Below are 3646 nucleotides of genomic sequence, written 5' to 3' on the forward strand. Positions count from 1 at the left end.
CGAGAGCCTCCGGCACGGCGCGAAGCGCCCCGAATGCCGCCGAACTCGTCGTCGTCATCATCGGATCCACCACCGCACCCCCCTCCGCCAATCAGACTCGCCACCATTCGAACGTGTGATCCATCTTATCGCCCGGGGCGGAACAGCACAAGTGTTCGATCCAGAATTGCCGGGCATGGCGCCCAGACCACCCGGTGATCACACGACAGCGGCGCCTCTCCACTGGAGGAGAGACGCCGCTGGTGGCACCGACCCCGTCGGGTCGCCGTGAGTGTGATCAGGCCGAAGCCGCTGGTCAGGTAGAGGCGCCCTTGGACTTGCCGGCCGACTTGAGGTCGTTGCACGCCTCGACGACCCGCTCGGACATCCCCTGCTCGGCCTTCTTGAGGTACGAGCGCGGGTCGTAGACCTTCTTGTTGCCGACCTCGCCGTCGATCTTCAGGACTCCGTCGTAGTTGGCGAACATCTGACCGGCGATCGGGCGGGTGAACGCGTACTGCGTGTCGGTGTCGACGTTCATCTTGATGACGCCGTAGCTCAGCGCCTCCTCGATCTCGCTCTTGGCCGAGCCCGAGCCGCCGTGGAAGACGAAGTCGAACGGCAGGTCGCCCTGGTTCAGCCCGAGCTTCTCCACCGCGACCTCCTGGCCCATCTTGAGCACCTCGGGACGCAGCACGACATTGCCCGGCTTGTAGACGCCGTGGACGTTGCCGAATGTCGCGGCGAGCAGGTAGCGCTGCCCGGTGTTGCCGGCCCCGAGCGCGTCGATGGTCGCCTCGAAGTCCTCACGGGAGGTGTAGAGCTTCTCGTTGATCTCGTTCTCGACACCGTCCTCCTCGCCGCCCACGACGCCGATCTCGATCTCGAGGATCTGGTTGGCGCTGGCCGTCTTCTCGAGGAGCTCCTTGGCGATCTCGAGGTTGCGGTCGAGCGGGGTGGCCGAGCCGTCCCACATGTGCGACTGGAACAGCGGGTTTCGTCCGGCGTCGACGCGCTCCTGGGAGATCTGGATGAGCGGGCGCACGAAGGTGTCGAGCTTGTCCTCGGGGCAGTGGTCGGTGTGCAGCGCGACCAACACGTCGTACTTCTCGGCCACGATGTGCGCGAACTCGGCAAGTGCGACCGCGCCCGTCACCATGTCCTTGACGTTCAGGCCGGAACCGAACTCCGCTCCACCGGTGGAGAACTGGATGATCCCGTCCGAGCCCGCATCGGCGAATCCCTTGATGGCCGCATTGATGGTCTCGGAGGAGGTGCAGTTGATCGCGGGGTAGGCGAAACCCTCCTGGCGAGCCCGGTCGAGCATGTCCTTGTACTGCTCCGGGGTGGCGATAGGCATTGACGATCCTCCAGATTTCGGCACTGTGACTCATCCCATCCTACGAGGTACCGCGAGGTGGCGGGCCCCGGAGGACCAGCGGGGGCACGCCTTCAGCGGTTTCCCAGCAGAGCGGGTCTACGATTCCCGAGGTGAACACGCACCTGGTGGCCGAACAGGCCCAGCACGTCCTGGCGCTCGGTCCCGGATTCATGGACCCGGAGTTCTGGCTGTCCGGCGACGGACCGTTCGGCAACGCGATACTCCCGGCTCTCCTCGCCGTGGTCTTCATCGAGTCCGGTCTGCTGTTCCCGTTCCTCCCGGGCGACTCACTGTTGTTCACCGCGGGACTGCTCACCCAGCAGGACAACCCCTTCGCACCACTGTGGGTGGTGCTGGTGGCCGCCCCGATCGCGGCGTTCCTCGGCGACCAGGTGGGCTACTTCATCGGCAACCGGTGGGGCCACCACCTGCGGGAGCGGCCGGACGGGCGGATCTTCAAGCAGGTCTACATCCGCGAGGCCCACGAGTTCTTCGACAAGTGGGGGCCGGCCACGATCATCCTGTGCCGCTTCGTGCCGATCGTCCGCACCTACGCGCCGCTGGTGGCGGGCATGGCCGGGATGCGCTACCGCGTGTTCGTGCTGTTCAACATGGTGGGTGCGGTGTTGTGGGCCGCGGGGGTGACCGCACTCGGCGCATGGTTGGGGCAATTCGCGCTGATCAAGGAGCACATCGACCTGATCCTCATCGGGATCGTGTTGGTCTCGGTCACACCGATGGCCATCACCGCCGGGCCGAAGCTCGTCGACCGCATCCGCAACGGACCCTCCGCGCCGGCGGTCTGAGCCGGGTCTCTACCGTGGTCGTCCGCCCCGCCAACGGAGGGCGGCGACCGTCGCCCCGACCACCAGGACCACACCGATCCCCTGTAGTCCCGGGGAGTCGTCCGCCCCGCCGAGGACGATCGCCACTCCCCCGAGGCCCACCACGCTCAGCACCCCGACGAGGACCAGGGCGAACCCCGCTGCGCTCCTCATTCCTCCACCCATTCCAGCAGGTCCCCGGGCTGACACTCCAGCACGCGACACATGGCCTCGAGCGTGCTGAACCGCACCGCCTTGGCACGCCCGTTCTTCAGCACCGCGACGTTCGCCGGCGTGAGTCCCACCCGCTCCGCGAACTCACCCACGCTCATCTTGCGCCTGGCGAGCTCCACGTCGATCCGCACGACGATCGGCATCACACCACCGTGTCCATCTCGGACCGCAACGAGGTGGCCTGCCGGAGGAGTGCCCGCATGACGACCATGAGCAGCGCCGCGACGGTGATGATGACGACGACGAGGAAGAGCAGCAGCGGCAGTCCGGGATCGTTCGCGTTGACGCCCACGAGCACCAGGACGAGCACGAGCATCCCCCAGGCCGCGACGATCGCCCCGAGGATCACGTCGACCCAGATCAGTGACGCGTCGGTGAAGATGCGGTCGTCCTTGACCAGCGTGAGCAGCTTCCAGGTGGCCACCACCACGACCTGGATGCACAGCACCCAGTAGATCGACACCGCCGTCAGTGGCCACCGCAGGTGTGCGTCGCCCGGCGATGTCTCAGCCATGTGCGCGAACTGCCTGGGCAACGACATGGTCTGCAGCAGGAGCAGTACCGCGAACAGCACCACCAGGGACACCCGCAGCGGCAGGACCGCTCGTCTTTCGATCTCCATCTCACGACTATGGATGATTACCTATCGAAAATCAATAGCTATCTCCTCGGCCGTTCGCAGCGTGCTCGCGGACCCACGCGTGCATCGCGATCCCCGCGGCCACGCCCGCGTTGATGGACCGGGTGGAGCCGAACTGGGCGATCGACACGGTCTTCGCCGCCCGTCGTCGCGCGTCGGCGCTGACCCCGGGACCTTCCTGACCGAACAGCAGCACACACTCGCGCGGGAGCCGGGCGGTCTCGAGCGGCTCGGCGCCGGGGAGGTTGTCGACGGCGACGACCGGCACCCCCTCCGACTCGGCCCAGTCCATCAGCGCTGCCACGTCCTCGTGGTGGCGCAGGTGCTGGTAGCGGTCGGTGACCATCGCCCCGCGGCGGTTCCAGCGACGTCGCCCCACGATGTGCACCTCCGCCGCGAGGAAGGCGTTGGCCGTGCGGACGACGGTGCCGATGTTGGCGTCGTGACCGAAGTTCTCGATGGCCACGTGGAAGGGGTGCCGCCGGGTGTCGAGGTCGGCGACGATCGCTTCTCGCCGCCAGTACCGGTAGCGGTCGACCACGTTGCGGCGGTCGCCCGAGTCGAGCAGGTCCGGATCCCAGCGGTCGC

Annotated in this window: 6 protein-coding genes; 1 reads left to right on the plus strand and 5 read right to left on the minus strand. The window is 67.0% G+C overall.

Going from position 1 to position 3646, the window contains the following annotated elements; all coding sequences use genetic code 11:
- Positions 1-295 precede the first annotated feature (295 nt).
- Positions 296-1339 (minus strand): class II fructose-bisphosphate aldolase, encoded by a 1044-nt coding sequence (gene fbaA, locus G6028_RS10060; protein ID WP_182658776.1) that lies wholly within the window; start codon positions 1337-1339, stop codon positions 296-298.
- Between the two features lie 191 nt (positions 1340-1530).
- On the opposite strand from fbaA, the gene G6028_RS10065 reads away from it, so the two are divergent.
- On the plus strand, positions 1531-2166 hold the full coding sequence (locus tag G6028_RS10065) for a DedA family protein (RefSeq protein WP_182658779.1): 636 nt from the start codon (positions 1531-1533) through the stop codon (positions 2164-2166).
- Positions 2167-2175: 9 nt separating this feature from the next.
- On the opposite strand, the gene G6028_RS10070 is transcribed toward G6028_RS10065, so the two are convergent.
- The 4 genes from G6028_RS10070 to G6028_RS10085 form a co-directional block, all read right to left on the minus strand.
- Positions 2176-2358: a hypothetical protein gene (locus tag G6028_RS10070; protein WP_179523504.1), complete on the minus strand. Its 183-nt coding sequence runs from the start codon at positions 2356-2358 to the stop codon at positions 2176-2178.
- Positions 2355-2561 (minus strand): helix-turn-helix domain-containing protein, encoded by a 207-nt coding sequence (locus tag G6028_RS10075; RefSeq protein WP_179523505.1) that lies wholly within the window; start codon positions 2559-2561, stop codon positions 2355-2357. The genes G6028_RS10070 and G6028_RS10075 overlap by 4 nt, the downstream gene beginning before the upstream one ends.
- A complete protein-coding gene (locus G6028_RS10080; protein ID WP_182658777.1) occupies positions 2561-3040 on the minus strand; it encodes a DUF2975 domain-containing protein in 480 nt (159 codons plus the stop codon). The genes G6028_RS10075 and G6028_RS10080 overlap by 1 nt, the downstream gene beginning before the upstream one ends.
- A 31-nt stretch (positions 3041-3071) precedes the next feature.
- A partial coding sequence (locus tag G6028_RS10085; RefSeq protein ID WP_182658778.1) for a TrmH family RNA methyltransferase occupies positions 3072-3646 on the minus strand: 575 nt, incomplete at its 5' end.

Source organism: Dietzia cercidiphylli (assembly GCF_014145145.1).
Taxonomy (GTDB): domain Bacteria; phylum Actinomycetota; class Actinomycetes; order Mycobacteriales; family Mycobacteriaceae; genus Dietzia; species Dietzia natronolimnaea.

What these genes read in the sequence shown, in the direction of transcription:
- fbaA (WP_182658776.1), bottom strand. Translation starts at nt 1,339, where the DNA reads ATGCCTATCGCCACCCCGGAGCAGTACAAGGACATGCTCGACCGGGCT.
- G6028_RS10065 (WP_182658779.1), top strand. Translation starts at nt 1,531, where the DNA reads ATGGACCCGGAGTTCTGGCTGTCCGGCGACGGACCGTTCGGCAACGCG.
- G6028_RS10070 (WP_179523504.1), bottom strand. Translation starts at nt 2,358, where the DNA reads ATGAGGAGCGCAGCGGGGTTCGCCCTGGTCCTCGTCGGGGTGCTGAGC.
- G6028_RS10075 (WP_179523505.1), bottom strand. Translation starts at nt 2,561, where the DNA reads ATGCCGATCGTCGTGCGGATCGACGTGGAGCTCGCCAGGCGCAAGATG.
- G6028_RS10080 (WP_182658777.1), bottom strand. Translation starts at nt 3,040, where the DNA reads ATGGAGATCGAAAGACGAGCGGTCCTGCCGCTGCGGGTGTCCCTGGTG.